General features: G+C 60.0%; 16 protein-coding genes. 4 read left to right on the top strand and 12 right to left on the bottom strand.

The window, feature by feature from the left end:
• Nucleotides 1-20: 20 nt before the first annotated feature.
• Nucleotides 21-1118, top strand: coding sequence for a glycosyltransferase family 4 protein (locus tag ASC96_RS26415; protein WP_060506009.1), 1098 nt, complete (start codon nucleotides 21-23; stop codon nucleotides 1116-1118).
• Complete coding sequence (locus tag ASC96_RS26410; RefSeq protein ID WP_060506008.1) at nucleotides 1118-1876, top strand: polysaccharide deacetylase family protein; 759 nt, start codon at nucleotides 1118-1120, stop codon at nucleotides 1874-1876. The genes ASC96_RS26415 and ASC96_RS26410 overlap by 1 nt, the downstream gene beginning before the upstream one ends.
• A 7-nt stretch (nucleotides 1877-1883) precedes the next feature.
• On the opposite strand, the gene ASC96_RS26405 is transcribed toward ASC96_RS26410, so the two are convergent.
• A complete protein-coding gene (locus ASC96_RS26405; RefSeq protein WP_060506007.1) occupies nucleotides 1884-2714 on the bottom strand; it encodes an MBL fold metallo-hydrolase in 831 nt (276 codons plus the stop codon).
• A 228-nt stretch (nucleotides 2715-2942) separates the two neighbouring features.
• On the opposite strand from ASC96_RS26405, the gene ASC96_RS26400 reads away from it, so the two are divergent.
• Nucleotides 2943-4724 (top strand): metallophosphoesterase, encoded by a 1782-nt coding sequence (locus ASC96_RS26400; RefSeq protein WP_060506006.1) that lies wholly within the window; start codon nucleotides 2943-2945, stop codon nucleotides 4722-4724.
• 62 nt (nucleotides 4725-4786) lie between these two features.
• On the opposite strand, the gene ASC96_RS26395 is transcribed toward ASC96_RS26400, so the two are convergent.
• The 3 genes from ASC96_RS26395 to ASC96_RS26385 all read right to left on the bottom strand — a co-directional run bounded on the left by ASC96_RS26395 (nucleotide 4787) and on the right by ASC96_RS26385 (nucleotide 8708).
• The gene (locus ASC96_RS26395) at nucleotides 4787-5257 is read right to left on the bottom strand and encodes a cyclic nucleotide-binding domain-containing protein (protein WP_060506096.1); all 471 of its coding nucleotides are present in this window, start codon (nucleotides 5255-5257) and stop codon (nucleotides 4787-4789) included.
• Nucleotides 5258-5382: 125 nt separating this feature from the next.
• Nucleotides 5383-8100, bottom strand: a complete 2718-nt coding sequence (locus tag ASC96_RS26390; protein ID WP_060506005.1) for an ABC transporter ATP-binding protein — start codon at nucleotides 8098-8100, stop codon at nucleotides 5383-5385.
• A gap of 8 nt (nucleotides 8101-8108) precedes the next feature.
• Nucleotides 8109-8708 (bottom strand): hypothetical protein, encoded by a 600-nt coding sequence (locus ASC96_RS26385; protein ID WP_060506004.1) that lies wholly within the window; start codon nucleotides 8706-8708, stop codon nucleotides 8109-8111.
• Nucleotides 8709-8746: 38 nt separating this feature from the next.
• Here ASC96_RS26385 and ASC96_RS26380 point away from each other — a divergent pair, with 38 nt between their 5' ends.
• The gene (locus tag ASC96_RS26380) at nucleotides 8747-9424 is read left to right on the top strand and encodes a hypothetical protein (protein ID WP_060506003.1); all 678 of its coding nucleotides are present in this window, start codon (nucleotides 8747-8749) and stop codon (nucleotides 9422-9424) included.
• Nucleotides 9425-9431: 7 nt separating this feature from the next.
• On the opposite strand, the gene ASC96_RS26375 is transcribed toward ASC96_RS26380, so the two are convergent.
• The 8 genes from ASC96_RS26375 to ASC96_RS26340 form a co-directional block, all read right to left on the bottom strand.
• Entirely contained in the window at nucleotides 9432-10577 is a 1146-nt protein-coding gene (locus ASC96_RS26375) for a glycosyltransferase (RefSeq protein WP_060506002.1), read from the bottom strand.
• Nucleotides 10567-11814 carry a glycosyltransferase family 4 protein gene (locus tag ASC96_RS26370; RefSeq protein ID WP_060506001.1) on the bottom strand — a complete coding sequence of 416 codons (1248 nt, stop codon included), beginning with the start codon at nucleotides 11812-11814 and terminating at the stop codon, nucleotides 10567-10569. The genes ASC96_RS26375 and ASC96_RS26370 overlap by 11 nt, the downstream gene beginning before the upstream one ends.
• Nucleotides 11811-13031, bottom strand: a complete 1221-nt coding sequence (locus tag ASC96_RS26365; protein ID WP_060506000.1) for a glycosyltransferase family protein — start codon at nucleotides 13029-13031, stop codon at nucleotides 11811-11813. Before ASC96_RS26365 ends, ASC96_RS26370 begins: the two co-directional genes overlap by 4 nt.
• A gap of 72 nt (nucleotides 13032-13103) precedes the next feature.
• Complete coding sequence (locus ASC96_RS26360) at nucleotides 13104-14279, bottom strand: ABC transporter permease (protein ID WP_060505999.1); 1176 nt, start codon at nucleotides 14277-14279, stop codon at nucleotides 13104-13106.
• Complete coding sequence (locus tag ASC96_RS26355; protein ID WP_060505998.1) at nucleotides 14276-15274, bottom strand: ABC transporter permease; 999 nt, start codon at nucleotides 15272-15274, stop codon at nucleotides 14276-14278. The genes ASC96_RS26360 and ASC96_RS26355 overlap by 4 nt, the downstream gene beginning before the upstream one ends.
• A gap of 2 nt (nucleotides 15275-15276) precedes the next feature.
• Nucleotides 15277-17178, bottom strand: a complete 1902-nt coding sequence (locus tag ASC96_RS26350) for an ABC transporter substrate-binding protein (RefSeq protein WP_060505997.1) — start codon at nucleotides 17176-17178, stop codon at nucleotides 15277-15279.
• Nucleotides 17175-19076, bottom strand: a complete 1902-nt coding sequence (locus ASC96_RS26345) for an ABC transporter ATP-binding protein (RefSeq protein WP_060505996.1) — start codon at nucleotides 19074-19076, stop codon at nucleotides 17175-17177. The genes ASC96_RS26350 and ASC96_RS26345 overlap by 4 nt, the downstream gene beginning before the upstream one ends.
• A gap of 236 nt (nucleotides 19077-19312) precedes the next feature.
• Nucleotides 19313-20662: an adenylate/guanylate cyclase domain-containing protein gene (locus tag ASC96_RS26340; protein WP_060505995.1), complete on the bottom strand. Its 1350-nt coding sequence runs from the start codon at nucleotides 20660-20662 to the stop codon at nucleotides 19313-19315.
• Nucleotides 20663-20808 lie beyond the last annotated feature (146 nt).

The raw sequence follows: 20808 nt of genomic DNA, 5'->3' as shown, positions 1-20808 counted from the left end.
ATGTTCTAGAAACGCATCTGATGAAGATCGCATTCTATAGCCCGCTCAAATCCCCCAATCACCCCGTTCCCTCCGGCGACCGGCTGATGGCGCGCCTGCTGATGGCAGCGCTGGTCAAGGCAGGCCATCAGGTGGAAATTGCTTCAGAGCTTCGGGCTTTCCTGCCGGATGCTTCGGCTGATGCAATCGAAACACGGGCCGCAGCGATGGCCGCAGAACGCGCGCGGATTTCGGCGCTCTGGCGCGAGCGCGGCGCACCGGATCTCTGGTTTTGCTACCACCCCTATTACAAGGCGCCGGATCTGATCGGCCCGGCGCTCGCCCGGAAATTTGGCCTGGGTTATGTGACGGCGGAAGCGTCCTATTCTGCCCGGCGCAATCAAGGGCTTTGGGCGGATATGCAGCAACAGGTGCTGGATGCCGTGAAACAGGCATCGGTGAATATCTGCCTGACCCGGCGAGATTTCGATGGGCTTGCAGCGGCAGGGCCGGAGGCACGCCTGGCGCTTTTGCCGCCGTTCATTGACCCGGCACTATTGCTTGAGACGCAACCGCACCCTCAACACGGACGGTTGGTCACGGTTGCGATGATGCGCTCCGGCGACAAGATGGACAGTTATGTCATGCTGGCCGATGCGCTTTTGCGGCTGACGCATCTGCCCTGGCAGCTTTCCGTCGTTGGCGACGGACCGCGTGCTGCCGATGTGCGTGCATTGTTTGCCGGGTTCGATGCGGACCGGATTGTCTGGCACGGCGAAAAATCGGCAACCGAAATCGCCGATCTCCTGTCGGGATCATCGCTCTACGTTTGGCCGGGGTGCGGCGAGGCTTATGGTCTAGCCTATCTCGAAGCACAAGCCGCAGGGTTGCCTGTTATCGCACAGGAGATTGCTGGCGTGCCTGAGGTGGTGGTGCAGGGGAAAACGGGCCTGTTGACACCGCCGGGAGATGTCGATGCCTATGCGCAGGCGATCGGGCGGCTGCTGACGGATGACGGCGAGCGGCAGGCGCTTGCCGGCGCGGCTAGATCCTTTGCTGTTGAGGAGCGTTCGCTTGAGCGGGCGGCGGTGCGGTTAAGTGCGATCCTCGACGAATATATAAAAGCGGGTACCACATGATGGGTGAATTCGAAGCAGCGATCGTTGGCGAACTGGATCGCTGGCATCAGGCGGGTAAGGTGGCGCAGTTCTGGCTGCGGGATGACGATGCCATCGAGCCAACGGGAGCCCTCGACCGGTTGCTGGATGTATCAAACAAGTTCGCAGTGCCGCTGACGCTGGCGGTCATTCCGGCGCATACCGGCACGGCGCTGGCCGAACGGCTGCAGGCGGAACCATTGTGTTCCGTTGTAGTACACGGCTGGTCACACCGCAACCATGCAAGCGCCGACGAGAAGAAGCAGGAACTTGGCCGGCATCGCCCGGCGGAGGACGTCCTTGGCGAGTTGAAGCGGGGTTTCGACCAGCTTGCCGCGCTCTATGGCGGACAGTTTGTGCCGATGCTGGTGCCGCCGTGGAACCGGATCGATGCAATACTTCTGCCGGAATTGACGGGACTTGGATTTCAAGCCCTGTCGGTCTATGGCCCGGAAAAGCCGACCGCCTTGCCGCTGATCAATACGCATGTGGATGTGATGGACTGGCATGGGACGCGGGGAGGACGTGACCGGCAGGCACTGGCTATCGAGATTGCCGCGCGCTTGCGGTTCATGTTCGATCATGGCGGGGCAATGGGGCTTCTGACCCATCATCTGGTGCATGACGCGGCGGTCTGGGATTTCATGAATGCACTGTTTGCCGTGACCGCAGGCCATCCCGCCTGCCGGTGGACCCCGGTTGCGGATATCCTTCGGGAGCAGCAGGCCTCAACCGTCTAAGGCTGCCTCAGAGATCGATCACCTGACCGTCACGGGCGGTAATCGCGCCGTTGAATTCCCGGCCAGCCAGCCGCTGGATTTCGTCGAGTTCGGTGTCGGTGCGCAGCGGCGAATGGTGGATGAAGGCGACCTGCTTGGCCTTTGCCGTCTTGGCGAGCCGGATGCCTTGCTGCCACGTGGAATGGCCGTAGCCGACATGGCGGTGCATTTCGTCGTCGGTATACATGCAATCGTAGAGGAAGAGGTCGCAGCCATCGATCAGGTCGAGCACGGCGGGATCGAGCGTGCCGGGCTTGTGTTCGGTATCGGTGACCAGCGCCACGGCGCGGCCGCCCCATTCGACGCGGTAACCGATGGCGCCGCCCGGATGATTGAGACTGCCCGTACGGATCGTCACACCAGGATAGGGAACAAGCGCATCGCCGGAGCGGAAATCGCGGCAGTTGATCGAGGCGCGGCAGATATCCGGCTCCACCGGGAACCACGGCGGCCGCATGAATTCGCCGATCATCTGGCGGGTGGACATGCGTCCGGCCAGATGTCCCGACCAGAGAGTTACCGATGCATGCGGGTCAAACAGCGCCGGCAGATAGGGCAGGCCGACAATGTGATCGTAATGGCAGTGGGTGAAAAACAGGTTGAAGTCGGAAACGCCTTCGGATTTCAACGCCTGGCCGGCAGGCATCAGGCCGGAGCCGGCATCAAACAATAGCCTATGCGGCCCGCATTGCATCTCGATGCAGATGGTGTTGCCGCCATAATTCTGGAACTCGGCCCCCGAGACCGGGAGGCTGCCACGCACACCCCATAACCGCACCCGAAACACGTTTTCGTTCACTCTCTCGCCTCAGTCACGGAAAACTATCTTGCCTTTCCGTCTGCAACTGTCCCACTTAACTCTTAAGGTCGTCTTTTTGTCGTGCTTGATTAACCAAGCCGCATTTCCGCCATGTTAGCTAAACTGCTTGGGTTAAGCGAGACTTCAATTCGCTTTTTCTTTCCACATATGCGAGAGACGGAGAGAAACGAATCCGGTTTGAACGTGCAGACGGAAAATACCGACAGAATGCCGACCGCAGAGCACCCGCGCATCGCCATTGTCGCCGATGCGCATTTCCATGATCTCTATGCCGACTACGGCTTTGCCGGTATCATGCAGGATGACCGCCGGCTGACGTTCCGGCTGTTGGCCGACACGGCCCGCTCGACGCGGGTTTTCAACGAAAGTTATTTCGCGCTTCATTACACGCTTGATGATATCGCGGCACGAGGCATCCGCCATGTCGTGCTGCTTGGCGATTATTCCGATGACGGGCAGGTGGAAACCGTCAAGGGTGTCAAGCGGGTGCTCGACAATTACACGGAGCGGTTTGGCATGCGGTTTTATGCCACCACCGGCAATCACGATATTTTCGGGGCGGATGGGCGCCACCGCGCCAAGCGCTTCCTCAACGAAGACGGTGGCTACAGCATTCTCAGCAGCGACCCGCATCTGCGCGACCGGGGTGCGCATGCGGTCATCGCCAGTGATCGGATGTATTGCCAGGGTTATCCGGACGGGCTGGATGCCATGGCGGATTTTGGGTTTTATCCGCGGCCGGGCGATCTGCACTGGGAAACGCCGTTTGGCATCGATGGCGATCCAGCAGCACGGTTCTACGCGGTCCATTCGCCGGATGGAAACACCACGCGCCGGCTGATGGATGCGTCCTATCTGGTCGAGCCCTTTCCCGGCGTCTGGCTGCTGATGATCGATGCCAATGTCTTTGCGCCTGTCGATGGGGTCGTCCCCGGCGAAGCCGGCGATCTCGCTGACAGCACCAGCGCCGGCTGGAACGCGATGCTGGTACACAAGCGGTTCGTTCTGGACTGGATGGCCGATGTTTCCCGCCGGGCGCGGGACGAGGGCAAATGCCTTTTGGCGTTCTCACACTATCCGGTTCTGGATCCGCTTGACGCAACTGTCGATGACGAGGTGGCACTGCTTGGCCGGACAGGCATGGCGGAACGCATTCCCCGCATCGACGTTGCAGAGGCGTTGATCGACGCGGGTATCGATATCCATTTCAGTGGGCATCTGCATGTCAACGATACGGCGCAGTACCGCAGCGGCGAGCGCTTCCTCACCAATATCGCCATGCCGTCGCTTGTGGCATTTCCGGGCGCCTACAAGATCATCACCATCGGAGAATGCAATTTCGGCATCGAAACGGTTGGCCTCGAGGCGATGCCGCTCGATGATGATCTGCGGCAGGCTTATGGCAGGGAGATTTTACCGTCGCGGCTGGAAACCGGCGGCCTGCTGGATGTGGACAGCTATGGTGATTTCCTGTTCGAACATATCGGCCATCTGGTCGGACGGCGTTATCTCAAGCGGGAATGGCCGAAGGATATTGCCGCGCTGATCCGCGGTCTCGATCTCGCCGATCTGGCGGCTCTGGCGTTGATCAATGTGCCGGTTGGCGCTGAGGATGCAATGATGGCAATCACCTCTGCCCGCGACGACACGGAGCTGCAGCAGCGGTTGGCCACGCGCTTGACTGAACGCGGAACGGAGATCGGGACACTCCGCGGAATGCCAGCGCTGGCATTTCTGGCGGACTGGTACCGGGTCCGGATGGGAAGCGAACTTGCGCTGGACTGGATCGGCGCAGACAAGATTTCAGCCTACCTGGCCGTCGGGCAACTGTTTTCGGATCGCGATAACAAGGAGCCGGGCGCAGTGCAGACGCAGTTCGCCGTGATATTCCGGATGTTGGCGAAATACCTCTCCGGCCTGCCGTCGCGAAACTTCAGCATCGACCGGAAAAGCGGAGTGATCGAACTGTGGAAGCCTCCCGCAGGCTGACGCTTTGGCGACCCTTGCGGAGTTCGAACCTGCGACAACCTGCTTAGAAGACAGGTGCTCACTCAGTGCAGGTCAGAGTCCTTGCGTGCACGGCTGCGGGCTTCGGACAGCTCGCTGGTCGTATGGCTGAGGCGATCAGCCAGGACGCGCATGATCTCGATGGTGATTTCGGGGAAGTCGGTGAGCAGCTTGAGGAAATGTTCCTTGCGGATGCGCAGGGCTTCCAGCGGCGTCGTTGTCTGCACTGTGGCGGTTCGCGAAACGTCGCAAAGGATGGCGATTTCGCCGACGATGGAGTTGGTCTCGACTTCGGCGATTTTGATCGGGCCGGTCGAGGAATCGACCAGGATATCCGCTCTGCCCGCCAAGACGACATAGGCCGCATCACCGGTATCGCCCTGATGGAAAAGCGCTTCGCCCGGATCATAACTCACGCGGTCGGAGGTGAACGCGAGAAGTTTCAGTTTGCCCGGTTCGACATTCGAAAACAGCGGCACGCGCCGCAGCATTTGAACTTCATCCTTCAACAGCATAGTCGTGCCCATTCCCCATTTTTTTCTTCCTCCCGGATCATCCGCCGGTGACGGTCACCGGCGTTGGCATCGCGAGGATTGCCCTGCCTGCATCCCCGTCGCACGCTTGGACTTCTCCACTGGCATTATGATGACACAAGCTCCTTAAAGATACCGTTATTCTTGACCAGCGCCGCATGCGTTCCTTCTTCCACAAGCAAGCCGCGGTCAAAGACAAGCACACGGTCGAACAGACTGGACAGCGCAGTGTTTGAAAGGACCCAGACGACTGCCGGATCGCGCCCGTCCCGGCGCACCAGCTTCAGCACGTCGCGGACGATTTCATCCTGAAGACGGTGATCGAGGCCGGGCAGGGGCCGGTTGAAGATGTAATATTCAGACTTGCGGACCAGGGCACGCGCCAGATTGAGTTTCTGCCGCTGCACTGCAGTCAGCCGTTTGCCGCCGGCACCCAGATTGAAATCCAGGCCGATATCGATGACGCGTTCGAGCAGGCCGAGCGAGTTCAAAAGCGAGCTGACGATCGAGCGAATGCGCTTCGACCCGTCGCTATGCTTGTGGCTGATGCGGCCAAACAGGATGTTGTCCATCAGGCTTGCTGACGCCAGATAGTGTTCCGGGTCGTAGCGCTCGATATCGCCACGCATATTGTCGGGCAGGCCGTCGTGGAACTGACGGCGCACATCGACGATCTTGGCCATCAGTTCGTCCGTCAAAAGACCGAAACGATGCCGCGGTTCGACATAGCGGAAGCTCAGGCGAATGATCTGGCCGCGATCATCTTCCGAGGCGGCATCAAAGCCCTTGCCCTTCAACTTCTGCAGCAGCAGCTGATAATCGGGAATGTCATCCGCCGTCATGAAGGTCAGCTGCTGGAAGAACGGATGATCCGGCGGCAGGTCGGCGAACAGTTCCACCGCGTTCTCGGCGATGCTGTAGCCCATGTCGAACAGGATGCGGTCTAGGCCGGAACGGCCGACGACGGAGCGGAAATAGGCGTTCTTGCCGATTGCCTTGCCGATGAATGCCGGGCCGGTTGCAGTGCCGAACAGAAGGTTTTCGCCGACTGTCGCCTCGGTATTGTAAGCGCCGGGCTCGAAGGAGACGACGAGGCTGCTGAGGCCAGCCTCTTCCAATTCGTCGCGAAGGGCGTGGCGCATTTCGACGATGCCCTCGGCAAGGCCGGGGTGCTCGTCAGGGGACACGGTACTGCGAAGCGCGAGGTCGAGAATGTCCTTTGACAGTTGCACCGTGTCGAGCACCGACAGGACGGGCGTGAAGAGATCGTCGCGGTTCGTCGCGTTGGCGGCCTCGTAGTCGATCCAGTCACTGTTTACGTCGTAGTCCGGATTGCCGGCGAGTTTGGCCTCGGCGATCTGCCACTTGCGATGCGCAGCGCCGCTGCCTTCATAAACGGCTTCCTTCAGAGGCGCGTGCTTGAGGCCGTAAAGCAGATTGTCGCGAAGGCTTCCGTAGAAGAAATAGGCATCGGAGGAAACATAGGAGATCGCCCGGCCCGTGACCGATTCCGGTATTTCCAGCAGATCATCGCCACCTGCCGTTACCTTGCCGCTCTCTGGCCATGTGAGCCGCGCAAACGCTTCCGCCAGCATGTCGCCGCCACCGGCGGCACCACCGACGATGGCAACGGTTTCGCCGGGATGGATCTGGACCGACACGCGCTCCAGAAGCTTGGCGCCGCTATCGTCGGCCAGCGACAGGTTGACGGCTGCCAGCGGATGCTTCAGCGAACCGGCGTCCTTGACGGCGATGGCCTGGATGGCCGGATCGATGGTCTTGTCGACGCTGAATTGCTCGACGACCTGAACATACTTGACCTGAACATCCTGGCGGGTCTGGTCCCAGTCGATCAGGTCCTTCAGCGGGCCGGGCAGGTCCTTGTAGGCGCTGATCACGGCGATCAACTGACCGATGTCGAGACGGCCCTGCAATGCGAGGTAACCGCCGATGCAATAGAACAGGAAGGGGGTGAGCTGGGCGAGGAAGTTGTTGATGAACTTGACCAGGAATTTCCACTGGTAGAGGTCGTAGCGGATCTTGAAGATGCGGCCGAGGCGCGAGGCGATATCGGCGCGCTCAAAGTTGGATGTATCATAGGCGTGGATGGTGCCGATGCCGTCGACAATCTCGCTGACGCGGCCGGCGAGTTCCCGGGCGGTGATCTGGCGTTCGCGGCCGAGCACCAGCAGCCGCCGGCGCATGCGCGGAATGATCACGGCCTGGACGCCGACCATGACAGCGGCGATCAGGCCAAGCCAGGTATTCTGCATGAAGATGAAGAACAGGGCCGTCAAGGCCTGGCCGCCGAGCAAAGCGGGCTGGACGAAGGCATCGCCGGTGAAGCCGCCAAGCGGCTCGACCTCGTCCTTGACCATGCTGGACACTTCAGCGCCCTTCATCCGCTTGAACTGGCCGGGCGGGAAACGCAGGATCCGGTCCACGAGTTCGAAGCGGATGCGGCGCAGCAGGCGTTCGCCGAGCCGGCCCTTGTAGGTGTTGATATAGAACTTGAAGAGGCCGTTGATGATGACCAGCAGCAGGAAAACCATGCTGAGGGCAAACAGGGTCTGCATGCGGGTCAGTTCGACGCCGTCAAACAGCGTCACGGTTCCGAGCCATGGCAGGTCGAAACTGATATTCATGAACGTTTGGGTGGCACCCGGCTGGTCAAACCCCTGACCCTGGATCGGCCCGTTGACGATCTGTTTGGGCAGGTCGAACGACAGGAAATAGGGGATCATCGAGACGGCGACGACCAGAAGGATCCAGAGCTGCTGGCCTCTCGTGTGCGTCCAGATGTAGCGGGCTATGCTTTTTTCCATGGGGAGATTCAACTGGCCGTATAGCGGGTGTCAAGGACGTAGAAGCGCCGGGCAGCATAGGGTGTGCCGGCGATCTCCGGGTCGTGCAGATGAAGATCGAATTGTCCACGGACCGTCACCGCCGGACGGCTGACGATATGCGGGACCTGGGAGGCGGCGCGTTCGAGTTCCGGAGCGTATTCGATAACCACGATCTTGGCGTTTTCGATCAGCGAGAACAGCAGCTCGCCGAGCGGATCCTTGCGGCCGAACGGTTTGAGTGAATAGCCGAGCAGGACGAGACCATAGCTTCCGGGCTGATAATGATAGTCGATCTGCTGGAACTTGGCCGGAATATGCCGCACATGGCATTGCTGGCCGTTCAGCTCGTTTGCCTCATAGGCCTCCGTCTTCGGATCGACGGAGGTGACCGATAGCGGATGATGGGTCAGATAAGGGGTGATTGGCCGGATATGGCCGCCGATTTCCAGGATGTGCGGGCAGTCGCGCATGAAGTGGGCAGCAAAGACCTGCCGCATGGTTGCGCCCAGTCCTGCCAGATGCGGTATGTCCTTTCCCGCCTCCAGGGGCGGCGAAACGGAGGTGGCATCCTTCAGGTTGACTTGCATTCCTTGCACTCCAGAAAAGTCCAGACTACAACACGCGCATGATGAAAACCACCCGATCAAACGAAGCAAACACAACAGATTGGCACGAGAGTGCCTTCGATATCATCCGCGGTCTGTCCGCCTATACGGGAAGCTCTCTGATAGAAGGCCTTGCGAAAGTCATCGCCAAATATCCGGATGCGGACCTCGGCACGGCCTTCAACCACAAGCAGGTTGGAAGCAAGATATGGGCACGCGAAAAGCTGTTTGAAAGCCTTGGCGGAAAATTTAAGCACATCGTCCTGCTCGGCGGCTGGTACGGTGTGCTTCCGGCCATGTGTTTCGATGACAGCCGCTTCGACATCGACCTGTTCGAGAGCATCGACATCGATCCGGCCGTCGCCGAAATCGCTGAGACGTTGAACGCCAAAGTTGGTGAGCGTTTCCGCACGACCACGCACGATATGTATACTGTCGATTACAGCACCCGCGGCGCCGATCTCGTCATCAACACCAGCTGCGAGCACATTGCCGATCTGCCGGCATGGCTGGCTCTATTGCCACGCGGCACCAAGGTGCTGCTGCAGTCGAACGATTATTTCAGCGAGCCGACCCACATCAACTGCGTGCCGTCGCTGGAGGCCTTCAAGGAGCAAACATCGCTTTCGCACGTCGCCTTTGCCGGGTCGCTGAAGATGAAGAAATATACTCGCTTCATGGTGATCGGGACGGTCTGATCTTCGATCAGATCAATCCGCGCAGGATTTCGGCGGTGCGCTGGGCGCCGTCGAGATCGAGCGTGTGCGGCGGGCGGTTCGTCGCTGCAAGCGCTGTTTCGATCGCCCGCGTCATGCTTTCTGCCGACAGATCGTCCTCGGTCAGGATATGGGCCAGCCCAAGCTTTTCGAGGCGCTCGGCCCGAACTGTCTGCTCGGTTTCGCCGCCAGCCGTGAAGGGGATGAGCAGGGCATGGCATCCGGCCCGCAGGATGTCGCAAACCGTGTTGTAGCCCGCCTGTGATACCGACAGTTTCGCACCGGCGAGAAGGCCCGCGAAATCCGGACGGAAGCGGTAGACGCTGACATGGGCCGGCGCATCGGCCGAGATCGCGTCGAAATCGGACTGTGGCAGGTTGGGGCCGGTGATCAAGGCCCAGGACAGTGAACCGCCGATCGATTTTGCCGCTTCGAGGGCGGCGCGGATCAAGGCATTGCCGACGGCGCCGCCACCGGCCGAGACGATAACGTCGAAACGCTCTGTTGGCTGCGCAGGGGCGGGGGCTGCGACCAACCCGGTATAGATGACTTTGTCCGTAATTTCGGCAGCCAGCGGAAACGTGTCTTCCAGCCGGGCGAAGGCCGGGTCGCCATGCACCAGAATGCGATCAAAGTATTGCTTCACCAAGGCAACCGTTTCTTCGTCGCGGCCGGGCTTGGAGCGTTCCTGCAGGATATCACGCAGCGACGTGACGACCAGCGGCTTGTTTTCCATCGCCGCGATCGCCTCAAGCAGCGGCAAAAGTTCGAACCGGACCTGACGGCGGCCGAACGGGAATGCTTCGATGATGACGATATCGGGTTGGCTTTGGTGAAAGGCGGCGAGCAGTTGTTCCTTGCGGCTTTCCTTGAAGGCGTCATCGACCGGATTGCCATTGATATCGGCGAGCCCCGAAAAGCCGGCATCACCTGACGTGATCGGCGGCAGGGCGACATGCTGGACGAGTGGGCCGGGGAAACCGGGCACCGGGGTGCCGCCGGTAACGACCGTCACCTCGAAACCGTCTTCGGCCAGCGCGCGGGCGATACGGCTTGCCCGGGCAAGATGGCCGATGCCGAGCAGGTGCTGCACATAGAAAAAGGCGCGGGGGCCTCTTGGTCTGCTATCGGTCATTCCGCCACTCACTCTCAAACAGGTCTTTCAATTGGCGGATGCTGGTCTGATGGTCGAAGTGACCACGGACCTTGCGTTCGGCAGCTTCACCGAGACGCTTGCGCAGCGCCGGATCGCGGATGGCTTGCTCCAGCGCGCGTGAAAGCGCTTGTGGGCATTCCGGCGGGACAACAAAGCCGTTTTCGCCATCGGTGAGAAGCTCGGGTATCCCGGAAATATCCGTTGATATGCAGACCAGCGCCTGGCTCGATGCCTCGACGATCACGTTTGGCAATCCGTCCCGGTCACCATCGGCGGTGATGCGGCAGGCAAGCGCAAAGATATCGGCGGTGCGATATTGCTGCAGCACTTCGGTCTGCGACAGGGATCCATGCCAGACAATTTTCTCGGCGATGCCGAGTTCGGATGCCAATGCCTGCAGCTTTTTCAAGAGATCGCCGCCACCGATATGGACGAGCCGCCAGTTGAGACCGGCAGGCAAGAGGCTCAGCGCCCGCAAAAGGATATCGAAGCCCTTCTTCTCGACCGCGCGGCCGACGCTGACGATCGTGACGGGGCGAGCCGGATCGGAGCCGTCATAGTCTGGGCGGGCGCCGTCAAATGGTCCGAAACGGCTGAGATCGAGGCCGTGGTAACTCAAGTGCACATGGGGCTTGCCGCCGGCAAGATGGCGCAGGTGCTCAAAGCCGGTTTGCGTGCAGGTCACCGTCCAGCGGGTGCTGGCGAGCTTGCCGGCCAGTTCCCATTCCGGGGATGTCCAGATGTCCTTGGCATGGGCCGAACAGGTCCAGCCGATGCCGGTGATCATGCTGGCATAGCGCGCAACGGAGGCCGGGGTGTGGATGAAATGCGCGTGCAGCCATTCGCCGCCCTTTGGCCATTCGGCCGACAGAACCATCGCCTGGCCGAAGCGGCGAACCCGGTTGCGTGTCCGGTCGCGCCAAAGATCGCTGACGAACGTGGGTAAGGCGCTCCAGAAACCGGGTTTGGGCAGGCAGCGGAAGAGCGCACGCGCGACCCGAAGCGGTTCCTCGTGCAGATATTCCGGCAGATAATGGACCGGAGCGCGGATCTCGTCATGGATCGGATGGCGCTTCTTGTCCGTCGGCCGGCGCAGTGCCACCAGCTCAAGGTCGAAGCCCGCGCGTTCCAGTCCAAGCAGTTCCTGGGCGATGAAGGTTTCCGACAGGCGCGGATATCCCTTCAGCACCACGACGATCTTGCGGCGTTCAGTCAATTCTGGCTCAATCCCTTAACGACCTTCAAATGCTCGCGGTCGCGGCGGCCAAGCCATTCTCCGACGATCTGCGAGATGTTCGCAAGACCTTCAAGCGTCATGCCCTTGGCGCTCTTTGAGGGTGGATCGCGCTCGGGCAACGCCTTGAGTGCGGCGGCAAAGCGCATCGGGTCGGCCGCCTCTTCGGGCAGAAGCATGTCGATCAGCCCAAGCTCTGCGGCGCGGCTGGCGCGGATAAGCTGTTCTTCGCGCGGCATGACCCTCGGGACGATCAGCGCCGGTTTGTCGAAGGACAGAATCTCGCAATAGGTGTTATAGCCGCCCATAGCGAGCACGGCCTTGGCGCCAGCGATCAGCTCTTCCATGCGGTTGTCGAACTCGATCACCTCGAGATAAGGGATCTTCGCGCATTTCATCAACAGCTTGTGGCGCTGCTTGACCGGCATATAGGGACCGAGCACGACCAGCGACTTGTGCGTCAGGGTCGGGTCTTCCTGGTAGGCATCGATCACATCGTGGATCAGGTCGGAGCCGTCGCCGCCGCCGCCCGTGGTGATCAGAATATAGTCGCCCTTGGGCTTGTGTTCGGATTCGACATCCTGCGAGACGCTTCTTTGCAGAAAGCCGACGAAATCCATCTTGCTGCGCACGGTCGGGGGTACGTCGAGGCCGACGAGGGGATCGTAGAAATCCGGTGGGCCATAGACCCAGACGCTGTCGTAGAACTGGCCGATCTTGCGCATCACGTCATTACGCTTCCATTCCGCATCGAGCAGATGCGGCGCGTCCATGACTTCGCGCAGGCCGAGAACCAGGGTCGTTCCCTGTTTTTTCAGATAGGCGAGGGTGTCCTCGACTTCGCCCTGCAGCCCCATTGGTTCCTTGTCGACAATGAAGATGTCCGGCTGGAATGTCTCTGCCGTGTGACGTATGATCGATTTGCGCATCTTCATCGTCTCGTGCAGGTCGATATGCCTGTCCATCGAGGTGTATTCGCCGTTGCGCAACTTGATGACGCTGGGGATTTTGACGAAATCAACGCGGGCCCGATAATCGAAGGCACCGGCTATGGTCGCGCCTGAAATGATCAGGATATTGACGCCGCGATAGTCCTCGACCAGCGAATGCGCGATCGTCCGGCACCGTCTGAGGTGACCGAGGCCGAACGTGTCATGGCTGTACATGAGGATGCGGGCGTCTTCGATCCGGCGCGTCATAAGCGGGGCCTCTTATCTCCCATGGCGTTGCCAATCTCCGGAAGGAGCGTCCTTAGCATATGGGTATCCACTTCACTTGTACGGATCGGCTGCATCGCGCAATCCGTCGCCCAGGAAATTGAACGCCAGAATCACGAGGATGACCGGGATGGTTGGAAACAACAGCCATGGATAAAAAGCAATGACGCTGACGCTGCGGGCTTCGGTCAGAAGAATACCCCAGCTGGTGATCGGCGGGCGAAGACCAAGGCCAAGGAAGCTTAGCGCCGTCTCGCCCAGGATCATGCCGGGGACCGCGAGCGTCGCCGTTGCAATCAGGTGCGACATGAAGCCCGGCACGAGGTGGCGGCCGATGATGCGGCCTGAGCCGGCGCCCATCAACTGGGCTGCCTGCACGTAGTCCTCTTCGCGCAAGGCCAAAAGCTTGGAGCGCACCGCGCGCGCCAGCCCTGTCCAGTCGAGCAGGCCCAGAATGGCGGTGATGCCGAGGTAGATCAGGATCGGGCTCCAGGTCACCGGCATGATGGCCGCAAGCGCCATCCATAGCGGAATGCTCGGTATCGATTGCAGCACCTCGATGATACGCTGGACGATCAGGTCGAAGACACCGCCGTGGTAGCCTGCAAGTCCACCAATGGTGATGCCCAGCACAAAGCTCATGGTGATGCCGAGCAGGCCGATGGTCAACGATATCCGCGCTCCATAAAGGATACGTGACAGCACGTCGCGGCCGAGCCGGTCGCTCCCCAGCAGGAACATTTGCCCGTCCTTGGCGGGGCAGGCCAGATGCACATTGGTCTGCACCAGGCTCCAGAATTTATAGCCATCGCCGCGGCAGAAGAAGCGGATCGGTTCGACCTGATCCGGCTTTTCGGTGTAGATGCGGCGCAGCGTATCCATATCGAGCGTCATCGTGCGGCCATAGACGAACGGTCCGACGAATTTTCCATCGTGGAAAAGATGGACGCGTTGCGGCGGCGAATGGATGAAATCGACGTTGCGGGTATGCAGGTTGTACGGGGCCAGGAACTCGACGATCGCAATGGTCGCGTACAGGAAGGCCAGGAAATACAAGGAAAACAGCGCCAGCCGGTGCTTCTTGAATTTCCACCACATCAGCCGCAATTGCGAGGCCTGATAGATCCGCGACTGCTCTTCCGTCATCGCATCGACGGAGTGCGGATCGAACGGTGCCGTTGAAACGTAATGCGACAGCGGTTCGCCGGATTGAGGGAGGGATACCGTCACTTGGTGCTACCGCCTTGCAGTCTGATGCGCGGATCGAGCAATGCGAGCGCGATGTCTGAAATCAGCACGCCGATCACGGTGAGGAAGGCCAGGAACATCAGGAACGAACCAGCAAGATACATATCCTGACTTTGCAACGCTTTGATCAGCATCGGTCCCGTCGTTTCGAGCGAAAGCACGATCGCCGTGATTTCCGCCCCTGAAATAATTGCCGGCAGGATCGAGCCGATATCCGAAATGAAGAAGTTCAGTGCCATGCGCAGCGGATATTTGACCAGTGCGCGGAACGGATGCAAGCCCTTGGCGCGGGCAGTCACGACATATTGTTTCTGCAGTTCGTCGAGCAGATTGGCGCGCAAACGGCGGATCATGCCGGCAGTGCCTGCCGTGCCGACGATCAGCACCGGTATCCACAGATGTTCGAGAATGGACTTCGCCTTTGCCCAGCTCATCGGTTCGGCCAGATATTTCTGGTCCATCAGATGGCCGATCGAGGTGCCGAACCAGATATTGGCGAAATACATCAGGATCAGCGCGAACATGAAGTTCGGAATGGCGATGCCGATCAGTCCGATGAAGGTGAGGCCGTAATCGCCCCAGCTGTATTGATGCGTGGCGGAATAGATGCCGATCGGAAAGGCGATCAGCCAGGTGAACAGGATGGTAACGAAGGAGACCAGCACGGTCAGCCACAGCCGGTCGCCCACCACCTCGTTGACCGGCAGCTGGTATTCGAAGGAATAGCCATAATCGCCCTGCACCAGGCCCGCGGCCCAATGGAAATAACGCATCACCGGGGGTTGATCGAAGCCGTATTCCTTACGCAAAGCATCGATCTCGGCGGTGTCCACGGCTTCGCCCTGGGCACGAAGTTCGGCAATGTAGCTCTCGAAGTAATCACCCGGCGGCAGTTCGATGATGGTAAAGACCAGCGCTGAGATGATCACCAGCGTCGGGATCATCGCCAGGATACGCCAGAAAATGTAACGCAACATGGTCAGCTAACCTCTTCGCTGTACCAGAACGTATCTGGCATGTAGACCCCGAGATAGCAGGTCGGGTCGAAACCGTAGAGGCCTTTTTCGGGAATGTTGCGGATATAGGCGGAGTGCATGATCGGCTGGAGTGCTGCGTTGACGATGCCGATCGAGAAGACGTTCTGTGTATAGATTTCCAGCATTTCGTGCCAGATACGCGTTCTGTCTTCCTTTTCGACGGTTTTTCGCCATTCCTTGAGCAGATCGATCAGCTTGATTGCTTCGGGCAACTCTGGCGCACTGCCGTTCTGTCCGATGGACAGGTAGTACATGCCCCATGCCGGCCACTGAAACTGGTCGTCTCTGCTGGGTGCAAGATCGCCGGGGTTCATATCGGCTGTGGGCACACCGTTTTCGATGCCTGACCACATCGACATCATGATCTCGCCGCTCATCGTCCGGCTGCTGAAAACGTCCCGTTGCGAGGTCTTGATAAAAAGCGCGAAACCGATTTTCGCCCAATGGTCCTTGATGAGTTCCAGCACGTCGGTCTCGAGCGTGCTCTCACCGGCGGTCTCGACGACGATCTGGGCTTCCCGTCCGTCGGGCAGGAGACGGATGCCGTCGCTGTTGCGTTGCGTCAGGCCGACCTCGTCGAGCAGCCTGTTGGCCTGATCCGGATCATGGCTGGCCCAGGCCGCCGCGTATTCCGGTTTGAACAGCGGGCTGTCCGGCAGGATGGTATCGGCACTTTCGCTGGCAAGGCCGTAAAAGCTGACCATGTTGATTTCGTGCCGGTCAATCGCCAGAGACAGGGCGCGGCGGAAGCGGACGTCCCAGAACAGATCGCGCCAGACCTTGTCGGCACAGTTGAGGTTCGGCAGAAGGGTAAGGCGGGAGCCTTGAATACGTTTCCAGAGATTGACCTTCACGGGATAGCGTTTTTCCGCATCCTTGAAGAAGGCGTAGTCGGAAAAATCGACGCCGGTGGACTGCAGGTCGGTTTCACCGGCACCCGTCTTGGCCGCGATGATTTCCGACGAGCTGATATTGAGCAGCCAGCGATCGATATAGGGCAGCTGCAAGCCGTTTTCGTCGATCCGGTGGAAGAACGGGTTGCGCTCGAACACGAACTGCTCGGCTGGCGGGGCCGTGCGCGGAATCCACGGATCCAGCGACGGCAGGTCGGGATTTTCAGGCCGGTACTGGCGCGACATCTTGATGTGCAGATCGGCCCATTTCTTGACGCGATACCGTTTCATCAGCGCCGAGAGGCGGAAATCGTCCTGATACTTCTTGTGGAAATGCCGCATATAGGCCGACGGCATCAGGATGACGACCGGGGAAGCGGCTGCGAGGCCCGGCAGGAAATCCGGGTTCGGCACTTTCCAGGTATAGCGTACGGTCAGTTCGTCGATGATCTCGAAAGTCGGCCCTTCGCCATCGGCGAGAAGTTCGCGCTGGACGCCGCCTTTGCGCAGATCCTTGTTGAGGATGACATCTTCCCAGGTATAGCGGAAATCCTCGGAGGTCAGGTAGCTGCCGTTCGACCAGCGGTGGCCATCACGGATCTTGAAGGTGAAGATCCGGCCTTCCTGAACGTCGAAGCTTTCCAGAATATCGGGCTGGAATTTCAGGTCCTCGGTATAGCCGACCAGACGGGCATAGCCGTTGATCGTCATCATCCGGATGTCCTTCTGGCTGCCGATCAGCATCCGGACGGTGCCGCCATACTTTCCGGGCTCACGGCCCATGGCGGCGAGATTGACGCGCCGTGGGTTTTTCGGCAGGCGATCCGGCAGGTCAGGCAGGGCCTGAGCCCGCAGAAAGGGCCTCAGGAATGGCGGCTCCGGTGTCGCTCGTGCGATGCCGGGTACGAGGGCGGTAGCAAGCAGGCCAAGGGTAGTGCGCCGTGTGATCATGGTACGAGCTCCCTGACATCGGCGCTCTTTCGCGCCAGAACAAGATGACCGTTGCCGAGGTCTGCCGTCCCCAGCACATTTGCGTCTCCATCATCGGAAAAATGCTTGCCCCAGCTGCGCTTGTCGGCGGCGCCACTGGGATTGAGCAGCGAAAAGTCGAGTGGCCGGTCGAGATCGGGGAAGGGCACGGCGGCGAGCAGCGATTTGGTGTAGGGATGAACGGGCGCTTCCATCAGCGTCTCGCGCGGGGCGATTTCCACAATGCGGCCACCACACATCACCGCGATCCGGTCGGCCATGTAGTCGACGACGGCGAGGTTGTGCGAGATGAACAGGTAGGTAAGTCCCAGCTCCTTCTGCAGATCCTTCAGCAAGTTGAGGATCTGCGCCTGAACCGACACATCGAGCGCCGAAACAGGCTCGTCGCAGATCAACAGGTCAGGTCCGAGCGCCAGTGCTCTGGCAATGCCGATGCGCTGCCGCTGGCCACCCGAAAAGCTGTGTGGATAGCGATTGAGGTGGCGTTCGCTGAGGCCGATCGCTTTCAGCAGCGCGGTCACTCTTTCCACGCGGGACTTGCCATTGCCGCGGCCATGGATTTCGAGTGGTTCGCTGAGGATGTTCTGCACCGTCATGCGTGGCGACAGCGAGGAAACCGGATCCTGGAACACCATCTGGACTTTGGTGCGCAGGTCCTGCAATTCCGAACCTTCCGCCTTCAACACGTCGATCGGGCCGTCGCTGCTGTTGAGCATCACGGCGCCGGTGTCCGGCGTCACTGCGCGCATCAGGATCTTGCTGAGCGTGGTCTTGCCGCAGCCGCTTTCGCCCACCAGCCCAAGACATTCGCCGCGCATGATGTCGAAGCTGACGCCGTCGACGGCCTTGACAGCGGCTGCCGCGTCCTTGCTCATCCAGCTCGATTTGCGGGTGGTGAAGGTCTTGCTGACATCACGCACGGATAGCAGGATTTCCGGCTTTAGCGCTTCGTCGGCAGCAATGATCTTCTTCTTGCCAAGCAGGCTGCTTGTATTGACAGGGACCTCGCGCAGTGCCTTCAGGCGTTCGCCGGGCTTCATGTCGAAATGCGGAACGGCTGCCATCAGGCCTTTGAGATAGGGATGCGAGGGATTGCGGAAAATCGCCTCCACCGGTCCGGCTTCCATGATCTCGCCGTGATAGATGACCACAACCTCGTCGGCGACATTGGCGACGACACCGAGATCATGGGTGATCAGCAACATCGCCATGTTCAGCTTGGTCTGCAGGCTGCGCAACAATTGCAGAATCTGCGCCTGGATGGTCACATCGAGCGCAGTCGTCGGCTCGTCGGCAATCAGAAGCGCGGGATTGCAGATCAGCGCCATGGCGATCATGGCGCGCTGGCGCATGCCACCCGACAGCTCGAAAGGGTACATATCGAAGGCGCGTGACGGCTTGGGAAACCCGACCAGTCCCAGCATTTCCTCGGTGCGGTCGCGCCGCTCGCGGCTGGACATATGCGTATGGATTTTCAGGGACTCGCTGATCTGATTGCCGACCGTGTGCAGCGGCGACAGCGAGGTCATCGGCTCCTGGAAGATCTTGCCGATGCGGTTGCCGCGCAGATTGCGGATTTCCCGTCCGTCGCGCGGCATGGCCAGAAGATCGACCGGTTGTTCGTCCTGGGCAGGATCGCAAAAGAGAATGCGGCCGCTACAGGTGGCGGATTTCGGCAGGATGCCCATCACCGCCTGGCTGATCACAGATTTCCCGGAGCCGGATTCGCCGACCAGCGCAGTCACCTTGCCTGGCAGGACGCGCAGGCTAGCATTGCGGACGGCATCGATCTGCCCACCGAGCATCGCGAACGAGATATTCAAATTCTCGATCCGCAGCAGGTCCGCGCCTGATTTCATGCGAGCAAGTGTCCTTGTTTCACGGCGGCCCGCGATCTTGCGGAGCGCGCTTCCGGGCTTTAACCCGGTTCCTCAAAAAAGGAGACTATCCCACGGAAATTGACGTGTCCATGACCTTCGGCTGGTAAAGTGCGCACGGATATACTCGCAGCGGCGGTTGACCGGCGCGGTGGGGAAATGTCAATCATTCGAGCGGGATGCTTCTGCTCTCTATCCCGCCAATCAAGCGCTGATCTTTACTGCAGCAGCTTGTTCCAGAGCAGGTCTCGCGGCTGCGGTTTCTTGCTGTTACGGTAGAGCAGCATGACCTGCTCTGCCTCGGATCGCGTCTCCATTGCATTGTTGCGGATGGCTTCGCCATCGTCGAGCTTCATATTGTCCTGCCCCGGCAGCAGCACGGTGACCTTCTGGCCAACGCCGCGCAGCTTTTCCTGGCCAAGCGTCACCCAGTCGCCGCCGCAATAGGTTGCGAAAGATTGGCTGGCCACGATCGGCTGGGCATACTTCTTCGTGAGCCCCTGCAGTCGCTCCACTTCGTTGACGGCAGCGCCGAAGGCGGAAAAGGTTAGGCGGTCGTTGAGGCCGACATTGCCGAACATGACATTGCCGACATGCAGCCCGATGCCGTATCGGACCTCCGGGAGGCTCTGCCTTAGGCGGCCGGCATTGAGTTCGCCCATATGCGCTGCTGCCTGACGCACGGCAGCCATCGCGGCAAGGGCTGCGACCTGCGATGGTTCGCGATGGCGGCCGCAGGGATAGACGGCAAGAAAACCATCCCCGACAAAACTGAGGATTTCACCGCCATTGCGGCTGAACGGGGTGGCGATCGCATCGAAGAACTGGTTGAGCGTGTCGATATAGACTTGCCGCCCCTCCTTTTCGGCGAGCACGGTCGATTGACGCATGTCGGCCATCACCAAGGCTGCGCGGATGGTCTCGCCATCGCCGCGCCGGGTCTGACCGGAGAGCACGCGTTTGCCGGCATTGGCGCCGAGATAGGTGGTCAGCATATTGTCGGCGAGCTTGCCGAGAACGGCCATCTTGGCGGCGACGGCCAGATTGTTCTGGATACGCAGTAGTGCCTCGATGACATTGTCGCTGAAACCGCCGTGGGCATCGGTCGACCAGGAGCCGATCATGCCCTGGCCGGAGGTTTCGCCGAAAGACTGGACGAAGGCGATATAGTCGGTGACGCCCATCTCTTTCAACTCGTCGAATATCGGAAACTCGGACGGACCCGTGAGGTCGATCTGGCGGCGCATATGTTCGAGATTGTTGCTCAGGAGATAATAATAGGGGCTGAGCAGAAACCGGTCCGGCTTCTCATCGGACGGGTCGGCGCGATAACCTTCGACTGTGACGCCCTGACCGCGCAACCAGGTGAACCCGAGCGCGTCGTAGAGCGGATGCAGCATCGAAAAGCTCAAGTGGACGCGGTTGAGCGGCAGGCCGGAGGCGGCCAGCCTTTCGCAAAAGCCCGTAACGACCGTTTCGAGCGTTTCACCATTGAGGGCGGCCTGTTGCAACCAGTTCGATACGCGGTCCAGCAGGTGAGTGGAAACAGTGGTTCTGTGAATATTCATTGGGCGGCGTATCGCTTTCTCAACGAAATCCCGGCGCCGCCCGAAGTCCGGTCTGCGTCGCGATAGATCAGGCGTTTGCACCCTCCCCATATAAGTGGCGAAAATGGCAAAACCAGATTCCAGCCCGACAAAAATTGGATAATTGT

Origin of the sequence: Rhizobium sp. Root1204 (genome assembly GCF_001424965.1) — a bacterium.
In the GTDB taxonomy this organism is placed as follows: Bacteria; Pseudomonadota; Alphaproteobacteria; order Rhizobiales; family Rhizobiaceae; genus Pararhizobium.
The sequence above is the reverse complement of the archived record's forward strand: the minus strand, read 5'-3'. Positions and strand labels throughout refer to the sequence as shown.